At 73.7% G+C, this 20,249-nt stretch carries 15 protein-coding genes and 1 tRNA gene; all 16 read left to right on the top strand.

Annotated elements, in window-relative coordinates; all coding sequences use genetic code 11:
- The first annotated feature begins 11 nt into the window (after positions 1-11).
- The 16 genes from IT347_07190 to IT347_07115 all read left to right on the top strand — a co-directional run bounded on the left by IT347_07190 (position 12) and on the right by IT347_07115 (position 20,238).
- On the top strand, positions 12-1,331 hold the full coding sequence (locus tag IT347_07190; protein ID MCC6349357.1) for an insulinase family protein: 1,320 nt from the start codon (positions 12-14) through the stop codon (positions 1,329-1,331).
- Between the two features lies 1 nt (position 1,332).
- On the top strand, positions 1,333-3,462 hold the full coding sequence (locus IT347_07185) for an insulinase family protein (protein MCC6349356.1): 2,130 nt from the start codon (positions 1,333-1,335) through the stop codon (positions 3,460-3,462).
- A gap of 109 nt (positions 3,463-3,571) precedes the next feature.
- Complete coding sequence (locus IT347_07180) at positions 3,572-6,460, top strand: pyruvate, phosphate dikinase (protein ID MCC6349355.1); 2,889 nt, start codon at positions 3,572-3,574, stop codon at positions 6,458-6,460.
- 169 nt (positions 6,461-6,629) lie between these two features.
- Positions 6,630-7,541, top strand: a complete 912-nt coding sequence (locus IT347_07175) for a CDP-alcohol phosphatidyltransferase family protein (protein MCC6349354.1) — start codon at positions 6,630-6,632, stop codon at positions 7,539-7,541.
- Entirely contained in the window at positions 7,538-8,059 is a 522-nt protein-coding gene (locus IT347_07170) for a DUF4388 domain-containing protein (GenBank protein MCC6349353.1), read from the top strand. Before IT347_07175 ends, IT347_07170 begins: the two co-directional genes overlap by 4 nt.
- Before the next feature lie 146 nt (positions 8,060-8,205).
- Positions 8,206-10,338, top strand: a complete 2,133-nt coding sequence (locus IT347_07165) for a hypothetical protein (protein MCC6349352.1) — start codon at positions 8,206-8,208, stop codon at positions 10,336-10,338.
- A gap of 147 nt (positions 10,339-10,485) precedes the next feature.
- The gene (locus tag IT347_07160) at positions 10,486-12,105 is read left to right on the top strand and encodes a lamin tail domain-containing protein (GenBank protein ID MCC6349351.1); all 1,620 of its coding nucleotides are present in this window, start codon (positions 10,486-10,488) and stop codon (positions 12,103-12,105) included.
- 101 nt (positions 12,106-12,206) lie between these two features.
- The gene (locus tag IT347_07155; GenBank protein MCC6349350.1) at positions 12,207-12,959 is read left to right on the top strand and encodes a hypothetical protein; all 753 of its coding nucleotides are present in this window, start codon (positions 12,207-12,209) and stop codon (positions 12,957-12,959) included.
- Positions 12,956-14,377 carry a hypothetical protein gene (locus tag IT347_07150; GenBank protein MCC6349349.1) on the top strand — a complete coding sequence of 474 codons (1,422 nt, stop codon included), beginning with the start codon at positions 12,956-12,958 and terminating at the stop codon, positions 14,375-14,377. Before IT347_07155 ends, IT347_07150 begins: the two co-directional genes overlap by 4 nt.
- A complete protein-coding gene (locus IT347_07145; protein ID MCC6349348.1) occupies positions 14,374-15,546 on the top strand; it encodes a pyridoxal phosphate-dependent aminotransferase in 1,173 nt (390 codons plus the stop codon). The genes IT347_07150 and IT347_07145 overlap by 4 nt, the downstream gene beginning before the upstream one ends.
- A 251-nt stretch (positions 15,547-15,797) precedes the next feature.
- Entirely contained in the window at positions 15,798-16,433 is a 636-nt protein-coding gene (locus IT347_07140; GenBank protein MCC6349347.1) for a lamin tail domain-containing protein, read from the top strand.
- 190 nt (positions 16,434-16,623) lie between these two features.
- Positions 16,624-16,710 (top strand) — tRNA-Leu (locus tag IT347_07135).
- 124 nt (positions 16,711-16,834) lie between these two features.
- Positions 16,835-17,314 (top strand): SsrA-binding protein SmpB, encoded by a 480-nt coding sequence (gene smpB, locus IT347_07130; protein MCC6349346.1) that lies wholly within the window; start codon positions 16,835-16,837, stop codon positions 17,312-17,314.
- The gene (locus IT347_07125) at positions 17,311-18,720 is read left to right on the top strand and encodes an N-acetylmuramoyl-L-alanine amidase (protein ID MCC6349345.1); all 1,410 of its coding nucleotides are present in this window, start codon (positions 17,311-17,313) and stop codon (positions 18,718-18,720) included. Before smpB ends, IT347_07125 begins: the two co-directional genes overlap by 4 nt.
- Positions 18,721-18,738: 18 nt before the next feature.
- Positions 18,739-19,338, top strand: coding sequence for a GerMN domain-containing protein (locus IT347_07120; protein MCC6349344.1), 600 nt, complete (start codon positions 18,739-18,741; stop codon positions 19,336-19,338).
- A 15-nt stretch (positions 19,339-19,353) separates the two neighbouring features.
- A complete protein-coding gene (locus IT347_07115; protein ID MCC6349343.1) occupies positions 19,354-20,238 on the top strand; it encodes a glutamate racemase in 885 nt (294 codons plus the stop codon).
- Positions 20,239-20,249 lie beyond the last annotated feature (11 nt).

The raw sequence follows: 20,249 nt of genomic DNA, 5'->3' as shown, positions 1-20,249 counted from the left end.
ACCGGACCGGGATGAATCGCCTGTGTTTCCCCGCGCTCGCATGCGCGGTGCTGCTTTCCCTTTCGCCCGCGCCGTCGCACGCCGGGGCAGGGCCCAGCGTGACGACCCTGCGCAACGGGCTGCGGGTCGTGCTTGCGCCCGACTCGCTCGCGACCGCGGTGGACGTGTCGGTCTGGTACCCCGCCGGTACGCGCTGGGAACCGAAGGGCATGGCGGGCGTCTCCTCGCTGGTCTCGCGGCTCATGTACCGCGGCTCGGCGCACTTTCCCGACGGCGAGCACGTGCGGCTGCTTGGCGCCGAAGGGGCGACGCTCGGCAACTCGAACACTCCCGACGCCGCCAGCTATTCGCAGACGATTCCCGCCGGCGCGCTGACGCTGGCGCTGCGCCTCGAGGCCGATCGCATGCGCGGCCTTGCCGTGTCCGCGAAGGCGTTCGACGCTTCGCGCGCGCAGGCGCTTGCCGACCGTCGGCTGCGCGCGGAGGCCACGCCCATGGCGCGCGGCCTGAGCCGGCTCGTGGCGACGGCGTTCGGCGACGGCGCCTATGGCCGCTCGCCGTGGGGCGAGGCGGACGATCTGCGCCGCCTGACCCCCGCGACGGTCGAGGCCTGGCGCCGCTCGCACTACGGCGCAGGCGGTGCGGTGCTCACGATCACCGGCCTGTTCGAACCCGCGGGCACGCTCGCGTCGGTGCGTACCCTGTTCGAGGCGATTCCACGCGGAGCCGCTTCGCCGTTCGCGCCGGTGCCGCTGCCGCCGGCGGGCGAACGGCGCGCCTGGACGGCCGGGCAGACACCGCTGCGGCTCGCGTTCGCGGGCTGGCGCGGGCCCGGATCGGGCGACGCCGACGCACCGGCATTCGAGCTGCTGGCCGCGGCCCTCGGCGCGGACAGCTCGCGCTACCGGAGCGCGCTCGAGAGCGAATGGAAGGTGGCGGTCGCGACCGAATGCGGTCTGCAGTCCTACCGTGACGCCTCGCTGCTCTGGGTGGCGGCGGCGCTGGATGCGGGCGCGGACTCGAGCGCGGCCGAACGTGTGATGCTCGACGAGGTCGGGCGGCTCGCCCGCGAGCCGCTGCCGGCGGAACCGTTCACCCGGCTCCGCTCGCGGCTGGTGCTCGATGCGCTGTTCGGTTCGCAGGCGGTGCGCGCGCGCGCGGCGGCGATCGGCGAGGCGGTGTTCGAGCACGACGATCCGGCGCTCGTCGGCAGGCGCATCGAGGCGCTCGAGAACCTGACGCCCGAGGACGTGCAACGCGTCGCCCGGAAATGGCTGCTCGACTCGGGACGCAGCGTCTCGTGGTACGTGCCGGCCGGGGAGGGCCGCTGACATGAAGCGACTTTCCGAGCCAGGAGCCGTGTTGCCGCGGCGGGCGTACGCCGCGACCCTGTCGGCCGTCGTGACGAGCCTGATGGCCGCAACGGCCGCGATGGCCGCCGTCGTGACGCCCGCGGCGCCTTCGCCGCGCTTCCCCGAGCCCGTTTCGCGAACGCTCGCCAACGGACTGCGGGTCGTGGTCTTTCCCTCCGGCTCGCTGCCCATCGTGCAGGCGCAGCTTCTCGTGCCCGCCGGTACGGCCGACGAGCCGGACTCGCTGCCGGGCCTGGCGGAGCTGACCTCGCGTATCGTGCAGGCCGGTTCGGCCTCGCGCACCCGCGAGCAGCTCGCGGCCGACCTCGGCGCGGCGGGCGCGACGCTGGCGATCAGTGCGCAGCGCGACTACGCGCTGGCGGCCTGTGGCGCGCGATCGTCGTCCTTCGACGCCGCGCTCGAGATCATGGCCGACGTGGTCGTCAGCCCGCGACTCGAAGAGGAGCCCTTTCAGTCGGCCCAGGGCGCGATGATCGCGCGACTGCGCTCCCGGGCGCGAAGCGAAGCGGCGCTGGCGGACGACCGGATGTGGGGCATCGCGCTGGATCCGCATCCGTACGGACACCCCGAGGGCGGCGTCTTCGACGGCCTGCTCGAGACGCACCTCGAGGATGTGAAGAACTTCGTGCGCGACCGCTGGCGCCCGGACCGCGCGGTGCTGGCCATCGCCGGTGACGTGACGCCCGAACACGCGTTCGCGGCCGCGCAGGACGTGTTCGGGCGCTGGGCCGGCAAGGTCGCCGCCGACCGGGCGCGTCCCGCCCCGGCGCCGCAGGCGGGCGTGCGGCTGATGGACCTGCCCGGAAGCCCGCGTGCCGAAGTCCGCGTCCTGGTGCGCGGACCCGGCAGGGCGGCTCCGGAACTCGCCGCCTGGCAGGTGGCGCGGGCGGCGCTCGAGGACCGGCTCGCGGGCAGTGGCGCCTCGGTCGCGCTCACCTCGCTGCGCGACGCCAGTCTGCTCGTCCTCGCCGACGAAGGTCCGGCCGACTCGGCGCGCGCGATCGCGGGCCGCCTGCTCGGAACGCTGCGCGGCTTCGCGGCCTCGCCGCCCACCGGCGCGTCGGAGAAGGCGCTGCAACACCGCGTCGCGCAGTCCGTGCCGCTCGAGCTCGAAACGATCGGGGCGCGGATCAGCCGCTGGCAGGCGGACGACTTCGCGGGGCTGACTCCCGACGCCGTGACGCACGCGATCACCGCGATCGCCTCGCCGTCGCTGGATCTCGCCCCCGTCGCCCGCGCGCTCGGCGCGCCGCCGACGGTGTTCGTCGCGGGCCCGGCGGACCGCGTGCAGCGGCTGCTCGCTCCGCTCGGCAAGGTCGCGAGCGTTCCGATCAGCGTCCGGCGCACGAGCCGTCCCGACACGCTGCCGGCGCCGACCGCGGAACAGTTGCGCGCCGGCCGGGCCGCGATCGCCGGAGCGATCGAGGCGCACGGCGGTGCGGCGCGGCTCGCCTCGGCGAAGTCGAGCGCCTACGAAGGAGACATCGGCATCGAGTCCCGGGGCCAGAAGGTCGAGGGCCAGTACAGCGTCGTGCGGGTGGACCCGATGCAGCTCTCGCAATCCACGCGCATGCTCACGTTCGAGATTCGGCAGACCCTGAACGGGAACGAAGCCTGGACGCTGGGGGTGGGGGACACGGCCAGTCTCAAGCTGGCCGATTCGCTCGAGGTGCGCTCGCTCCAGTCCACGTTCCAGGGGGACCTCGTGCATCTGCTGCGGGCGGCGGCGGACGAAGGCAGCGGCGCGGCGCTGCGCGGCGCCGAAACGATCGGCGGGTCGGCGTGCGACCTGGTGGATTTCACGGCCCCGGGCGGGCAACGGCTTCGGCTGGCGATCGACCGCGCGACGAAGCGCGTCGTCGCGGCGGACGCCGGGCTGGGCTCCGACCTGCGCTGGCACGAGCGCCGGCTGTTTTCCGAATGGAAGACGGTGCTCGGGCTCGTCCTGCCGGCGTTCGAAGAGCGCCTGCTCGACGGCGAACGGGTGACCTACTACCGGACCCGGCTGATCACCCTCAACGGCGATCACGACCCTTCCCTGTTCCGCAAGCCGACCGTGATGCACGGCAGGGTGCTGCCGTCGAAGTGATCTCCGGCGGCTGAAACATTCCGAAAACGCGCGCGGCCGGTGGCTTGTGACGCCATCGGCCGCTCGCTATTCTCGCGGGAATTGTCCACTCGCACACGGAGGTTCAGGCATGAGCACGACCGAGAACGACCCGGCCATTTCGAGCGACCGGGAATCCGACACCCACGACCCGTACGTCTACTTCTTCGGTGACGGCTCGGCCGAGGGCAACGGCCAGATGAAGGACGTCCTCGGCGGCAAGGGCGCGGGCCTCGCCGAGATGACCAACGCCGGCGTGCCGGTGCCGCCGGGCTTCACGATCACGACCGCCGTCTGCCGCTGGTACTACGCGCACGACCGCAGGCTGCCCCCGACCTTCGCCTCGCAGCAGGACCAGGCGCTCGCGCGGCTCGAGGCGACGCTCGGCAGGAAGCTGGGCTTCGCGGACGATCCGCTGCTCGTGTCGGTCCGCTCGGGCGCCAAGTTCTCGATGCCGGGCATGATGGACACGATCCTCAACCTCGGGCTCAACGACCGTTCGGTCGCCGGCCTCGCCCACAAGACCGGCAACGAGCGCTTCGCCTGGGACTGCTACCGGCGCTTCATCCAGATGTTCGCGTCGGTCGTCATGGACTTCGAGAAAAACGAGTTCGAGCACCTCATCGAGGCGCTCAAGCGCAAGCGCCGGGTCCAACTCGACACCGAGCTGACGGCCGCGGACCTCGAGCAGCTCACGCTCGACTTCAAGCGCCACGTCCGCAAGCGCGCGGGCCGGGACTTCCCGCAGGATCCGCTCGAGCAGCTCGCGCTGGCGCGCGACGCCGTGTTCCGCTCGTGGAACAACGACCGGGCGATCTACTACCGCCGCCAGAACGGCATCCCCGACGACATCGGCACCGCCGTGAACGTGCAGGCGATGGTGTTCGGCAACATGGGGGAGACGTCGGGCACGGGCGTCGGCTTCACCCGCAACCCGTCCACCGGCGAACGGCAGTTTTACGGCGAATACCTCACGAACGCGCAGGGCGAGGACGTCGTGGCCGGCGTTCGGACGCCCCACCCGATCGCGGATCTCGAGAAGGAGATGCCCGAGGTCTATCAGCAGCTGCGGCAGATCACGAGCCGGCTCGAGCAGCATTATCGCGACGTCCAGGACTTCGAGTTCACGATCCAGGACGGCCGGCTGTTCCTGCTCCAGACCCGCAACGGCAAGCGCACCGCGCAGGCCGCCGTGCGCATCGCGGTGGACATGGTGACGGAAGGGCTGATCTCCGAGGAGGAGGCCATCCTCCGCGTGGACCCCGCCTCGCTCGACCAGCTCCTGCACCCGCGCCTCGATCCGAAGGCGAAGGTCCAGGTCGTCGCCCGCGGCTTGTCGGCATCGCCGGGCGCGGCCGTCGGCATCGCCGTGTTCGACGCGGACACCGCCGCCGAGATGGGGCACGCGCACAAGAAGGTCATCCTGGTGCGCAAGGAGACGACGCCCGACGACATCCACGGCATGGACGCCGCCCAGGGCATTCTGACCGCGACCGGCGGAATGACCAGCCACGCCGCCGTCGTGGCGCGCGGCATGGGCAAGCCGTGCGTCTCGGGGGCCTCGGCCATCCACGTGAACGAGAAGAGCCGCACCATGACGGTGGACGGGCGCGTCGTGAAGGAAGGCGACTGGATCACGCTGGACGGCTCGACCGGCCGCGTCATCCTGGGCGCCGTGCCGACGATTGACGCCGAGGTGAGCGGCGAGTTCAGCGAGTACATGAAGATCGCCGATCGTCACCGCCGGCTGAAGGTGCGTGCGAACGCCGACATCCCGCGCGACGCGATCAAGGCCGTCGAGTTCGGTGCGGAGGGCATCGGGCTGTGCCGCACCGAGCACATGTTCTTCGCCGAGGAGCGGCTGCCGCACGTCGTGCAGATGATCATGGCGGCGCCGGTGGTCAAGGCGCTTTCGGAAAGGCTCGCGGCCCGGGAGAAGGCGCTCGCCGGAGCGTCGCCGGGCTCCGAGGCGAAGGCGCTCAAGGCCGAGGTCGCCGCGCTGCGCAGGGAACTGGCGGCGCCGCTGAAGTCCTACCGCGGCGCGCTCGCGAAGCTCCTGCCGGTCCAGCGCAAGGACTTCCACGGATTGTTCAAGGCCATGAAGGGCCATCCGGTCACGATCCGCACGCTCGATCCGCCGCTGCACGAGTTCCTGCCCAAGCGCGAGGACCTCATGGTGGACATCGCGCTCTTCCCGCGCGCGTCGCTCGCGCGCCGCAGGGAAATGGCGAAGAAGTACCGGCTGACGGTCGGACAGCTCCGCAAGGGCATGCCCGAGCTGCTCAAGCGCGTCGAGGAGCTGCACGAGTTCAACCCGATGATGGGCCACCGCGGCTGCCGCCTCGGCATCACCTATCCCGAGGTGACCGAGATGCAGGCTCGCGCCATTTTCGAAGCGGCCTGCAAGGTCGTGAAGGAGGGCGGCCGGGTCGTGCCCGAGATCATGATCCCGCTCATCGGCACGGTCGCCGAGCTCGAGGACCAGGCCGCGATCGTGCGTCGCGTGGCCGAGGAGACCATGCGCACGAACGGCGTGAAGCTCGACTACCTGGTCGGCACGATGATCGAGGTTCCGCGCGCGGCGCTGGCCGCGGGGCGCGTCGCCGGGGTCGCCGAGTTCTTCTCCTTCGGCACCAACGACCTCACGCAGCTGACCTACGGCTTCTCGCGTGACGACGCCGGCAAGTTCCTGCCCGACTACGTGAGCCGCGGCATCCTGCCCGGCGACCCGTTCGTCTCGGTGGACCAGGAGGGCGTGGGGATGCTGATGGACTGGGCGGTCCGGCACGGCCGCCAGACCCGCCCGGGGCTCAAGGTCGGCATCTGTGGCGAACACGGCGGCGATCCGGCCAGCGTCGAGTTCTGCCACCGGATCCATCTCGACTACGTCTCCTGCTCGCCGTTCCGCGTGCCGATCGCGCGTCTCGCGGCGGCACAGGCGGCGGTCCGGGGCACGGCCGCCGAGAGCGACCGGCGGTAGGCTCCGTCCCGCGACACGACGAGGGCCGGGACGAACGTGCGTCCCGGCCTTTCGCCTGCCCGGCGTGAAGCGCGCGCCCCCGGCGGACGCAAGGCGCGCGAGGGCCGCGGGCGTGCACGTGCCGCGGCGAGCGCGTATGGTTGCGGCGCATCGGACCGGGGGGGCCGCCATGTTCATCGAGGAACACCTGCGCGAGCTGAGGTCGCGGCGCTTCGCGCCGCGCGCCATCCTCACGTACGTGCGCCACGTGGCCGCACAGGCGCGCGCCGACTGGCTCGCGAACCCGTTCGCCGTGCGCTCGATCTGGACGCTGGCGCTGGCCTTCTTCGCCCTGGCGTTCCTGGGCTCGGTGGCGATGAGCCTCACCTGGGACCGGGCGCTCGCGTACCGGTTCTTCCTGCACACCGCGCTCTGGGTGCTGGCGGCGTTCGCGTTCGTCTCGCTGTACGTCGGGCTGCTGCGCGATGCGAAGGGGTACCGGCTGGCGGCGCTCAACGTGCCGCTCACGCTCACGCTGCTGCGCATCTCGCTGGTGCCGGGCATCGTGCTGTTCCTCGAGGAGCGGCACTTCATGGTGGCGTTCGTCACCTACCTCGTCGCCGCGCTCTCGGACGTGCTCGACGGCTGGATCGCGCGCCGCTGGCAGCAGACGACCCGCATGGGCACGGTGCTCGACCCGCTGGTGGACATCGTCTTCAACCTCGCGATGCTCGCCGGGCTCGCGGCGGCCGGCCTGCTCTCGCCGGTGGTCTTCTGGATCGGCGTCACCCGCTACGCAGTCCTCGTCACGGGCGGCGCCTACCTGTACCTGTGCGTCGGTCCGGTCACCATCCATTCGACTTCGTTCGGCCGGTTCACGGGCGTCGTGATGGGTTCGCTGATCGCGCTGCTGACGCTGCTGTGGGCGCTGAGCGATCAGCTCGCGCGCACGCTCACCCCGCTCACCGAAATCGCGCTGGGCGTGCTGCTGGCCGCGACGACCGTGCAGATCTTCCTCGTCGGCTGGTACAACCTGAAGATGATGACCGAAGCGGCGCGCTCCGAGGGTCGAGTGGTGGGCGACGTGCGATGGAAGGCGTGACCCTGCCCGCGGCGCTCGCGGGCGATCTCGCGCACTTCTTCCCGACCGAGGTGCTGCAGCTCCTGCAGCTCGCGCAGGCGAGCGGCCGGCTCGAACTGCTGCGCGAATCCGAACGGGTGGAGTTGTTCCTCGAGCGGGGTCGCCCGGTGTTCGCCCGCACGTCCGGCATGTCGGTGCGCGCGGGCGAGGTGCTCGTCCACCGCGGTCAGGTGCGGCCGGACGCGCTCGCGCGCGCGCTCGAGCGCCAGCGCTCGGACGGACGCCGGCGGATCGGCGAGCTGCTGATCGAAGCGGGCGAGACGAACTCCGAGCAGGTGCGCGACGCCGTGCACGAGGTGCTGCGCCGCATCGTCTACGGGCTCGTCCTGTGGCGCGACGGCCGGTTCCAGTTCGTTCCGGGCGAAACCGTGTGCGACGAGGACATCCAGATTGATCTCGACCTCGACCGGCTGATTCTCGAGGGCCTGCGCCTGGCCGACCAGGAGCGCGCGGCCCGCCAGGCGGCGGGCAGCGCCTGAGACGCGTCACGCCCGCGGCCGCGCCCTGCGGCCCGGCGGATCGTGCCCCGCCGCGCGCCGGGACGCGCCGCTCCCGGCGCGGCTTTCCGAGCGCTGGTGACTTCGGCTGGCGTCCCGCGGCTTCGCCGCGCTAGCTTCGCCGACTCGTGAACGACCTCTCGCTGCACTTCGCGCCCAACGCGCCGTGGATCGCGCTCGCCCTGCTGTCGCTGGTGCTGGTGGCGCTGGCCGTGTGGGCGTACGCATTCGGGACCCCGCCGCTGCCGCGGGGCATGCGGCGGCTGCTGGCGATCCTGCGCGGCGCGGCCCTCGTGACGCTTGCCTGGCTGCTCGCCCAGCCGGTGCTCGATCGGGCGCTGCCCGCGGCCGGCCGGCGCGTGACGGTGCTGCTCGACGTCTCGGCGAGCATGGACCTGCGCTCCTCTCCCGGGGGACCGCCGCGCTCCGAAGTGGCCGCGCGCGTGGCGAAGGATCTGGCGGGGGCGCTGCGCGGGCGCGCGAGCGTGCAGACGCGCCCCTTCGCCGCGACCCTGGCCGCCGACACGGGGTCGGTGGCGCGCCAGTCCACGGCGCTGGGTGACGCGCTGACGGCGCTCGCGGCCGAGCCGGTCGAGCGGCGGCCCGACGGCGTGATCGTCGTGAGCGACGGAGTCGTCAACGCGGGCGCCGACCCGGTCGCGGCCGCGCGCGAACTGGGCGTGCCGGTGCACACGGTGACGATCGGCGGCCCGGCGGGACCCGATCGCGCGATCGCCGAGGTCGAGACCTCGCCGGTCGCGCGCGTTGGCGAGGCGGCGCCGGTGCGCGTGCGCGTCCGGTCGAGCGAACCGCGCGGCACGGCGATCCCGGTGCGCGTGCTGGAGGACGGCCGCGAACTGGCTCGGGCGACCGTTCCGGCGCCGGGGCCGGGCGCCGAGGCCGCGGTCACGCTGCGCGTGACGCCGGTGCGGCCCGGGCTCGCGGTGTGGACGGCGCGCGTGGATTCGCTGCCGGGCGACGCGAGCGCGCTCAACGACTCGCGCGAAGCCGCGGTGCAGGTGGCGCCGGGCCGGCTCGGCGTGCTGATCGTGACGGGCCAGCTCAACTGGGATCTCACGTTCCTGCGTCGCGCGCTGCTCGGCGATTCGTCGCTGGCGCTCGAGACGCGCGTGCGCGAGCGCGGAGGCTGGCGATCGCTCGAACACGCGGGCGGCCCGCCGTCGGCCGCCGACCTGCGGGGGCGCGCGGTCGTGATCCTCGATGCGCTCGCCGCGGCCGAGGTGAGCGACGGGTTCGACCGCGCGCTGGCGGCCTTCGTGCGCGGCGGCGGAGGTTTGCTGCTGCTGGGCGGACCGGCCCCGGGTCTCGTCCGCTATTCGCGCGGGGCGCTCGCCGCCGAATTGCAGTTTCCCCGGACGGGCGCTTCGACGCTCGAGGTGCGGCCGCAGCCGAGCCCGGCCGCCGAGGAGCTGCTCGCCTGGGACGACGATCCCGCGCGCGGGGACGCCGCCTGGCGCGCGGCCGCGCCGCTTTCCGGCGTGATGCCGTTCTCGCCGGGCGGCGGAGATCGCGTGCTCGTCGGCGCGCAGGGCGGCGGCCCGCCGCTGGTGTTCGCGCGCCGCGCCGGCCGTGGACCGGTGCTGCTCGTCAACGGCACCGGCTTCTGGCGCTGGTCGCTGGCGGGCAACGACGAGCTGGCGGGCGAACGGGGCCGGCGATTGTGGCGGAAGACCGTGCGCTGGTTGTCGGAGCCCGTGCAGGGCGAGCCGCTGCGGGTGCGCCCCGAGCGCTGGCTGTCGGCCAACGGCGAACGTGTACGGCTGTTCGCGTCGCTGCAGGACGAGGCGTTCCGTCCGGTGGCGGGCGCGCAGGTCGCGGGGACCGCGAGCGACGGGCGCGGCGCCTCGCGGTCTCTCGACTTCGAGCCGGGTGAAGCGGGCAGCTACACGGCGTCGCTCGATGCGCTGCCGCCGGGCCGCTGGCAGGTGAGCGTGCAGGCCGTGGGCGGTGGCCGCACGCGGGCAAGCGCGACGACGGCCTTCGCGGTGGACCGCTGGAGTCTCGAAGCCCTGCGCAGCGAACCGGACAGCTCGACCCTCGGCGCGATCGCGCGCGCGAGCGGCGGAAAGGCCGGCGACGCCGGCCACGCCGACGCGTGGGCGCGCGGGCTTTCGACGCGCGCGCTCACGCGCCGGCGCGCGGCGAGCACGCGGCTGTGGGAGTCGCCGTGGCTCTTCGCCGCGCTCGTGGCGGTGCTCGGGACCGAATGGGCGCTGCGCAGGAGACGCGGGCTGCCCTAGCCCGAAGGCCCGCTCTTCGCCACGTGCGTGAGCGCCGGCGTCGGACGGCTCGCCGCGCCGCGGCCGCGGCACGTGGCTTGCCCGCGATGCGCGTGTTCGCGCCGCACCCAGGCCCCCGAGTCACGACGCCCCCGCGGCGAAACCCTCATGGTATTGCAGCACCTGGCCGCGACTCTGGCGCTGGCCGTCTGCGCTCCGGCGGGACGGGCGATCGTCGCCGAGGTTTACTACGACGCTCCCGGCGAGGACGGCGGCCGCGAGTACGTGGAGTTCTTCAACCCGTCGGGCTCGGCCTGCGCGCTGGCGGGACTGCGACTGGAGTCGGGCGACGGCTCGGCCGCCGGCCGCTGGACCCTCCGCTGGACCGGCGCGGCCGGCGACAGCGTGCCGGCGCACGGGCGCTTCGTGGTCGGCGGCGCGCTGGTCTCGCCCGCGCCGGACCGGATCGCGACGCTCGATCTGCAGAACGGTCCCGACGCCATCCGCCTCGAATGGCCGGATGGCGGCCGCGAAACGGTCGGCTGGGGCACGCACGAGTTCGCCGAGTACGCCTGCGGTGCGCCCGCCACGGACGCGCCCTCGGGCAGCTCGCTCGCCCGTGTGCCCGACGACGCCGACTTCGGATCCAACGCGCTCGACTTCCGGCCGGCGGAGCCCTCGCCGGGACGCCCCAACCAGCGCCAGCGCGATCTCGCGATCGTGCGCGGCACGCTGCTGGTGCGACCCGGGCAGCCGGCCCCGGGCGAAGCGCTCCTGGTCTCGCTGCGGGTCGCGAACCCGGGGCGAGCACCGCTCGCGGCCGGCGAAGCGCTGCTCGTGCTGGCCGGGGACGCGCTCGCCGAATCGCTCGCAGCGTCGCTGCCGGGAATCGGCGCCGGAGAAACCCTCGAAGTCGTCCGCCCGGCCGCCGCGGGCGACGCGGGAAGGCGCGCGCTGTTCGCCCACGTCGTGCTCGCGCTCGACGAAGCGCCCGCCAGCAACGCGGACACGCTCGCACTCCGCGTGGGGCCGGGGCCGCTCGAGCTGACCGAGATCCAGTTCCACCCGGCCGCCGGGGAAGGCGAGTGGGTCGAGGTGCGCAATCGCTCGGGCGTGCCGCTCGTGCTGACCGGCTGCACGCTCGCCGACCGCTCGAGCGCCGGTGTTCCGCTGATCGCCGCGGTCGAGCTCGCGGCCGAAAGCCTCGCGGTGCTCGCGCAGGACCGCACGGCGCTCCTGGCGGCGTTTCCCGGACTCGACAGCACCCGCGTGCTCGCGGTCGGCCCATGGCCGAGCTTCAACAACAGCGACGGCGGGGACGGCACGGCCGACGAGGTCGTGCTGCGGGAGCGCGACGGATTGCCGGCCGACCGTGTGCCGTACTCGGCCGCCGGCGTCCCCGCGGGCACACCGCTCGAGAAGCGCGCCGGCGTGTGGACGAGCGCACGGGAGACTCGTGGCACGCCGCTCGCGTTCCCGCGGGACCCGGGCGCGGAAGGCGGCGGGTTGACGCTCTCGCCCCGGCGGCTCGGAGCGCACGAGCGCGAACTCGCGCTGACCTGGACGCTGCCCTGGCCGCGCGGCCGCGTGACCATCGAGCTGTACGACCTCGCCGGCCGGCGTGCGGCCCGGCTGCTCGACGAAGTCGCGTCCGGAGCGGCGGACACGCGCCGGGTCGCGCTCGGCGAACTGCCACCCGGCCTGTACGTCGCGGTGCTGCGGGCGCACGACGGCGCGCGTGCGGTCACGCGCCAGGAAACGCTGCGGGTCCTGGGAAGCCGGCCGTGAGCGGGCGGTGCGGCCCCGCCGCGAGGAGGCGCCACCCGCCGGCGCGCCGGGAGTTGTGGGCGGCTCTCCTGTGGGTCGGTGCGCTCGCCGGCGCACCGGTCGTGAGGTCTCAGGACTTCACGCCGGCGCTCGCCGCCGGCGTGCAGTCCGGATCGGCCGCGCTGCTCGAACGCGCGCTGCCCGCGCCCGATGAACGGTGGGCGTTCGAGGCCGCGGCGACACGCTGGTTCGCGCTGCCCGATCTGGAGACGCGCTCGCTGTCGCTGCTCGTGCCCGTTCGCACGCTGCGCCTCGCGGCGGGACTCTCACAGACCGGCGACGGCGAGCTGGGCTGGACGTGCGCCGGGGCCTGCGCGGGCGCCGCGACCCCGGAGTTCGGTTTCGCGTTGCGGATCGTGTCGCGCAGGGATCGCGCGGGCGGCGGCCTGCTGACCAGCGATGCGGCGCTCGGCGCGGGATTCGAGGCCGGCGGTGGAGCGTGGATCGCGCCCGCGACCGGTGTGCGCCTGTGGGCGAGCGCGCCGCAGTTGTGGACCCGGGGCGAGGCCCCGCCGCTCGCCCGGCCGCTCGAGCTGGGCGCGAGCCTGGCGCGCGGCGCGCTCGCGGGCTGGATCGCGATCGACGCCGCCTCGGCGGAAGATGACGGGTCGCAGTCCGCCGGCGTTTCGCTCGCGGCCGGCGCTCTCGACGTATGGGCGGAGGCGCGCAGCTCCCCAACCCGCGCCTCGGTGGGCCTCGCGGGAACGCGCGGGCGGCTGCGCTTCGCCGCGCGTATCGAGGGGCATCCGGTGCTGGGTGAGACGGCGACCGTGTCGCTGACGCTTCGGCGGGGCGCCGGCCGGGAGTCGCCGTGAACCCGAGGGCGATCCCGTCCGCCGGCGCGGCGATGCGCCGGAGCGCCGCGCCCATCGCCCTCGCGCTCGCGCTGCTCGGGACGCCTCCCGCGCGGCCGGCGGGCGCGCAGGAGTTCACGCCTCCGCCGGAGGCGGGCGATGGCGACTACGAGGTGGAACGCACCGACTCGCTGGCCGACGGCGTCTACGAGACGACGTACGCGGCGAACGGTTCGGTCCGCTCGGCTCCGCGCCGGTCGCAGCGGTTGCGATTCCGCGGCGGCGGCACCGCCGGTTCGCTTCGCGAAGGCGACGACGCGCTGGCCGGAGGACGCCTCGAGGCGCCGCTCGCCCGCGGCACGCTGCGCGTAGGCCGGCTGGCGCCGCGCTGGAATCGCGGGCTGCTGTTGGGAGCGCCCGCCGAGGTCTGGAGCGAGGTCGCGCCGGAGCGCGGAGAGCTGGCGGCGCTGCGCGGCCGCGCCGGCGAGGGAGCCGCGTGGGAGGCGGGCGAGCGCCTTGCCGTGCTCAGCGGAAGATTCTCCCGGCGCACCCTGCACGCGGCGCGGGCGTCCGCGGGCCCCTTCACCTTCGCGGGCGTGGGTGGGCCGGCCGGCCGGCAGGCGAGCGCCGGCGTGGGTTTCGCCGGCTCGGGGCATGAACTGGCAATGGATGCGCGCGGCAACTGGCGCGCGGAGTCCGTGTGGAACGCCGCGGAGGGCCCGCTCGCGCTGCGCGTTCTGGTGCGCGCCGGCACCTCCGGCTATCAGTCGCTCGCCGAACCCCGTCGCACCGGGCCGTCGCGCGCGCTGGCGGCGAGCGCACGCGGCGGAACGGGGCGCAACGAGGCCCGCGGCCTGTTCGCCCTGTGGCGCTACGCCCCGGGGGCTCCGGGTTACCGGGGCTTCCTTGAAGTGCACCGGAGTCTCGTCCAACATGCCGACGTCTTCGTCGGTTTCGAGGAGCATCGTGGCTGGCGCCGCGTTCCCGGTTCGTCCGCGGCCGCGGCGGCCGCGGTCGGCATGCGGCAGGGCACGTGGTGCGAGTGGCGCGCGGCTTCGCCGCGCGGCCGGCTCGCGCTGCGGCACGAATGGTGGGCCGGGCGGCCCTGGCTTCGCTCGGTCGTCCGGCGGGTGTCGGTCGTGAACGTCCAAGCCGCACTGCCCGCGGACATGCTGCTGTCCGTGGCGCATGCGGCCTGGCGGGTGCGGCGCGGTGAGCGCGCCTACGTCCTCGAAACGGATGCGGATCGCCTGGTGCTTCGCGCGCTCTCGGGTGCGGGCACGAGGACGCGATGCGAGCTGGACGCGCCCGTGCTCGGCGGACGCGCACGGTTGGGGATCGCGATCAGTGGAGGCGACGGCCGTGACGTCGCACCGCGCTGGACCGCCGAATGGACACGCCGCGCGCGACTCGAAGCGCGGCACGGAGGGCCCCGATGAGATTCGCGCAGCGCATGCAGCGCATCCGATCCGCCGCGTCGTTCGACATGCTGGCGCGCGGCAAGGCGCTCGAGGCCAGCGGCCGCAGCGTCGTGCACCTGGGCATCGGGGAGCCGGACTTCGACACCCCGCGCTTCATTCGTGACGCGGCCGCACGCGCGCTCGACGAAGGCTGGACCCACTACGGGCCGGCCGCCGGGCTGCCCGAGTTCCGCGCCGCGATCGCCGCGACCTGGGCGAAGCGCCGCGGCCTGCCGTGCGGGCCGGCGCACGTCGTGGTGACGCCCGGCGCCAAGCAGGTGCTGCTGTTCGCGATGATGGCGCTGCTCGAGCCCGGCGACGAGATCCTGATTCCCTCCCCGGCGTTTCCGAACTACGCCTCGATCGCCAGCTTCCTCGAGGCACGGGTCGTGCCCGTCCCGCTGCTTCCCGAGCGCGGCTTCGACCTCGACCTCGACGCGCTGCGTGCGCGCCTCACGGACCGGTCCCGCGCGATCATCCTGAACTCACCGCACAACCCCACCGGCGGCGTGCTGCCGCTCTCGACGCTGCACGCGGTGCGCGAACTCGTGGTGAAGCACGACCTGATGGTCCTCGCCGACGACATCTACGGCGACATGGTCTACGAAGGCGAGTTCACCGCGTTCGGGTCGCTGCCGGGGATGTTCGAGCGCACCGTGACCGTGGACGGTTTCTCGAAGACCTACGCCATGACCGGCTGGCGCCTGGGCTTCGGCATCATGGCCGAACCGCTGGCGAAGCACATGGCGACGCTGATGAACAACTCCACCTCGTGCGTGGCGTCGTTCATCCAGCGCGCCGGCATCGCCGCGCTCGCCGGACCGCGGGACGAGGTCGCGGCGATGATCGCCGAGTTCCGCCGGCGCAGGGACGTCATCGTGAAGGGCCTGAACGCCATCCCGGGCGTGTCGTGCCCGATGCCCGCCGGGGCGTTTTACGCGTTCCCGCGCATCGCCGGCACCGGGCTCACCTCGGCGCAGATCGCCGACCGACTGCTCGAGGAGGCGGGGGTCGTGACGCTGCCGGGCACGGGATTCGGCGAGGAGGGAGAGGGCTTCATCCGCCTTTCCTACGCGAACTCGATCCCGAAGCTCGAGGAAGGCCTGCGCCGCATCGGCGACTTCATGACGGCGAACGTGCGCGGCTGACGCCGCGATCGCCCGTCGCCCGCCCACCGGCCACGTGGTTCACGCCGCCGTCGCCGCGCGCGACGGCGGCGTTCGCGTCCCCGGTGCCCGACCTCGCTCCCAAAGCGCTGCGGCGCCGCACCTGGCCGGGCCGCGGGCCGCCGGCACGCGGCGTGCGAAGCGGGGCGTGGACGCCGCGCCCCGCGCGGCCGGACCGCGCGGACAGGCCGCGCGCCGAAGCTCCCGCGCTTCGCCCCCGCGAGGAGATTTCCGTGCACCTGCTTCGACCCGCGTTCGCCTTCGTCCTCACGCTGTTCGCCACCTTCTGCGAGGCGCCGCCGGTGGCCCGGGCGCAGGGCGTGCGGCTCAACGAGATCCTGGCCGGGCCCGCGCGCGACTGGGACGGCAGCGGCGCGTTTTCGTCGCGCGACGACGAATGGATCGAGGTCGCCAACGCCGGCCCTGCGGCGGCGGACCTCGCCGGCTTCTTCCTGACCGACGGCGATTCCATCCCGCGCTTCGCGTTCACGGGCACGCTGGCGCCCGGGGCGGTGCTGCTCGTGACCGGAAAGATGAGCTGGGACTGGGAAAAGGCCACGGGGCACCCCGCTTTCGGACTGTCTCTCGGCAACAGCGGAGACGCGGTGATGCTCTGGCAGGTCGCGGGACCCGACACGGTCCTGGTGGACTCCTACACGTTCAAGAGTCACGAAGCCGCGACCGACCGCGCTTCGGGGCGGGCGATCGACACCGGCGACTGGCAGCTCTTCGACTCCCTCAATCCGTACGCCGGCTCGTTGCTGCCGCAGGGCACGCTCTGCGCGCCCACGCCCGGCGCGCCCAACGTCTGCACGAGCACGCCCGCGCAGGCCACCAGCTGGGGACGGGTGAAGTCGTTCTTCCGCTGACCGGCCGGTTTCGCCCCGCCGGCGGCGACGCGGCGGGGCGGCCGCCGCGCGTCCGGACCGAGCCGCCGTGAGTCGGCCCGCGGCGTCTCGGCCGGACGTGTTTCGACGCCGCGGCCGCGGAGGAGCCCGACGGAGGCGTCAAGGTTGACGCCCGCAAATGCCCTGCCTACTATGCGCGCCCCGATTGAGTGCGGAAGTGGCGGAACTGGCAGACGCACTAGATTCAGGTTCTAGCGCCCGCAAGGGTGTGGGGGTTCAAATCCCCCCTTCCGCACCATCGAAAAACCCCCCGGGTGCCGGCCTTCGAGGCCGGGCAGGGTCCGCGGCCCTCCGCATGAAGCCGCTCCGGACCCGAGCGCGACGCGGCCCGGATCGCCCGCCGGCCGGCCGAGGACGGCGCCATGACCTCCGAACGCGAATCGCCCGACCGCCTGATCGCGCAGAACCGCCGCGCCAGCCACGACTATTTCATCCTCGACACGCTCGAGACCGGCCTCGTGCTGGTCGGGACCGAGGTGAAGAGCCTGCGCGCGGGCAAGGCGAGCCTGGCCGAGGCCTACGCGACGATCGACAACGGCGAGGTGTTCGTGCGGCAGATGCACATTCCGCCCTACGAGCAGGGCAATCGCTGGAACGTGGATCCCGTGCGCACGCGCAAGCTGCTGGTCCATCGCGCCGAGATCGCGAAACTGAACAAGGCCGTGGCGCAGAAGGGCCACACGCTCGTGCCGCTCAGGCTCTACTTCTCGAAGGGGCGGGCCAAGCTGCTGCTCGGGATCGCCCGGGGCAAGAAGTCGTTCGACAAGCGCGCCGCCATCGCCGAGCGCGACTCGAAACGCGAGATCGACCGCGCGAGGCGGGGCTCGGAGCGCGACCGGTGACTCTCGCGCTGCCAGCGGGCGTCAGGTGTGCGTCGGCGGCGGGCGTGCTGGCCGTGCTGGCCGCGGTCGTGACGCTCGCGCGGCCGGTGCAGGCCGCGGTCCCGCCGGCCGGGGCTTCCGCGCCGGTCCGGCTGATCGACGGCTCGCCCTACGTGGGCGCCAACGACCTCGCACGCCTCGTGGACGGCACCAAGTACTGGCGCGCCGACGTGCGCAAACTCGTCATCCGCACGGCCGAGCACCGGCTGACGCTCACCGCCGACGTGCCGATCGCGATTCTCGACGACCGCACGCTGCGCCTCGACGCGCCGGTGCGCTCCCGCGGCGGAGAGCTGCAGGTGCCGGTCTCGCTCATCGCGCTGCTGCCGCGCGACTCCACCGGCGTGCGGCTCGCCTACGACGCCGGCGCCGCGCGGGTGCGCGCGACGCCGCCCGGCGGCTGGGTGGGCGCACCGGTGGTCACGGTGGCGGGCGAACTCACGCGAATCACCTTCGCCAGCGAACAACCCGAGGCGGCCGCCGTCGTCGGCCGCAGCCGAAGGCACTTCCGGGTCCGCCTCCCCGGCGCCTTCGCGGCGGCGCTGCCGGATTCCTTTCCGGCCGGATCGCTCGTGCGCTCGGTGACCCGCCTGCCGGGCGCCGAAGGCGTCACGTTCCAGGTCGAGGTCGCTCCCGAAGCGGCGGGCTTCGACGCGAGCGCGGGAAGGGGGCGCTGGACGATCGAGTTCTCGCGCTCGGGTGGAGGTGAGCGTTTCGCCCCCGAAGGCCCGCCAGGGCCGCGCCCGCTGCGGGTCGTCGTGCTGGATCCCGGCCATGGCGGCGCCGACCCCGGCGCGCAGGCCGGGAACGCGGTCGAGAAGGACCTGGCGCTGGCGCTGGCGCGCCAGCTTTCGGGCGATCTCGAACGGCGCGGCGTGCGTGTCGTGCTGACGCGCACCGGCGACGACGATCCGCCGCAGGAGGTGCGTGCCGAGACCGCCAACCGTGCGCGCGCCGACGTCGTGCTTTCGCTGCACTTCGACGGTTACGCGGGCGCGCGCGCGCGCGGGGCGACGGCCTGGTGCCCGCCGGCCTCGGCGGCCGGGCCGGCGCCGGACGCACGCACGTCCTCGTTCTCGCCCCTGTCGCTCCTGCCCTGGCGCGACGTGGCGCTGCAGCATGCCGTCGAGAGCCGGTCGCTCGGCGAAGCCGTGACGGCGGCGCTCGAGCAGCGCGGGCTCGGGCCCGCGCGGGTGCGCGAGCGCCTGACGGAGGCCCTGCTCGGGGTCAACGCGCCGGGACTGACGCTCGAGTGCGCGACGCTCACCTCGCCCGAGGACCGAGCGCGCGTGACCTCGCCCGAAGGGCTGCGCGATCTGGCCGCGGCGATCGCCGAGGGCCTGTTCGCCTACCAGCGCCATGACTGACCGCACGGACGAACCGCGATGACGGACCGTCCCGCCGAGCCCGGCGCGCGTCCCGTGCGCCGCCCGCGACGCTGGCGCGTGTTCGGCGCGCTCGTGCTGATCGCGGCGCTGGTGTTCGTCGGCTGGCGGGAGGTGCGCCGCCGCTCGGCCGCCGCGGCCGCCGCGGCCGCCGCGGCCGCGCCCGACACGACGCAGACCGGAATGCGCTCGGTGACGCTGTGGTTCGGTTCCGCCGACGGCGACAGCCTGGTGGCCGAGACGCGCGAACTCGCCGAACAGCCGGTCCTGCACGCCCGCATCGCCGCGCTGGTCGCGGCGCTCGACCAGGGTCCGACGCGGCGCGGGGTCGCCGTGCTGCCGGCGGGGACCTCGGTCCTGCACGTCTACCTCGACGAGCGCGGCCAGCTCACGCTGGACCTTTCGCGCGCGTTCCAGCAGGGTTTCCGCGGCGGCTCGACCGCCGAGGATCTGGCGGTGGGCGCGATCGTGCGGACGATCGGCGACAACGTGCCCGAGGTCCGGCGGATCCTGTTCACGTGCGGAGGAGCGCCGCTCGTCACGCTCGGCGGTCACATCCCGCTCGACCGGCCGATCGGCGTGGATGCCGACGGCGACTGAACCGAAAGGACCGAGATGCCCGCAACGCACGACCCACGCCCGATCGGGGTGTTCGATTCCGGCATCGGCGGCCTGACCGCGGTACGCGAGCTGTTCCGCCAGCTCCCGCACGAAGCGGTCGTCTACTTCGGTGATACCGCGCGCCTGCCGTACGGCAACAAGTCGAAGGAGACCGTCACCCGCTTCAGCCTCGAGATCGCGTCGTTCCTCGTCCGGCAGAACGTGAAATGCCTGGTGGTGGCCTGCAACACGGCGTCGAGCCACGCGCTCGAAGCGCTGCGCTCCCGCTTCGACCTGCCGATCGTCGGCGTGATCGATCCGGCCGCGAAGGCCGCGGTCGCGGCGAGCCCGCACGGGCTCATCGGCGTGGTCGGCACGCTCGCCACGGTCGGCAGTCACGCGTACCCCGAGGCGATTCACCGGATCGCGCCCGCGGCGAACGTCCTCTCGCGCGCCTGCCCGCTGTTCGTACCGCTCGTCGAGGAGGGCTGGCTCCAGCACAAGGTCACGCGCGCGGTGGCCGAGGAGTACCTCGCGGAGCTGAGGGCGGCGAACCTCGAGAGCCTGATCCTCGGCTGCACGCACTACCCGCTGCTCGCGACGCTGCTGCACGAACTGATGGGCCCCGCGGTCACGCTCGTGGACTCGGGCGCCGAGGCGGCGCGCGCGACCGCGCATCTGCTCGCCGAGCGCGGCCAGCTCGCGCCCGACGCGGGCGCGCGCGGGGCGCAGCACCACTTCTTCCTCAGCGACGAACCGCGGCGCCGCAGCTTCGCCAAGGTCGCGCAGTCGTTCCTCGGCCGTCCGCTCCCGAACGTCACGGTCGTGGACCAGACCGATCTGCCCTGGTTCGAGCGGGTGCACGACGCGCCGCCGCCCACCGGAGGTTCCGAGTCGTGACCCACAAGCCG

The organism is Candidatus Eisenbacteria bacterium (assembly GCA_020847735.1).
Classification (GTDB): domain Bacteria; phylum Eisenbacteria; class RBG-16-71-46; order RBG-16-71-46; family RBG-16-71-46; genus CAIXRL01.
This window is presented reverse-complemented; position numbering and strand designations above follow the sequence as displayed.